The sequence below is a fragment of the Burkholderia sp. SIMBA_051 genome (genome assembly GCF_046534915.1).
GTDB classification, from domain to species: domain Bacteria; phylum Pseudomonadota; class Gammaproteobacteria; order Burkholderiales; family Burkholderiaceae; genus Burkholderia; species Burkholderia ambifaria.
Window position 1 is genome coordinate 1 of the sequence record NZ_JAWRXS010000762.1, and the last position, 243, is coordinate 243.

The following is a 243-nucleotide window of genomic DNA, read 5'->3' on the forward strand; positions in this document are numbered from 1 at the left end:
CTGGGCGCGCGGCATGGCGCAGATCATCCGCACCAACAATCCGCTGCTGGGCAAGGGCCTGAAGATCGGGCAGCGGCTTTGCTACCTGAGCGCGATGCTGCACTTCTTCTTCGGCCTGCCGCGGGTGGTGTTCCTGACGGCGCCGCTGGCCTATCTGTTCTTCCATGCCAACGTGTTCCAGGCGTCGGCCATCATGGTGGCGGCCTACGCCTTGCCGCACATCGTTCTGTCCAACCTGACCGG

At 64.6% G+C, this 243-nt stretch carries 1 pseudogene; it reads left to right on the forward strand.

What is annotated here, in order from left to right:
• Positions 1-243, forward strand: a pseudogene (locus SB771_RS36520) (UDP-forming cellulose synthase catalytic subunit); the annotation flags it as partial.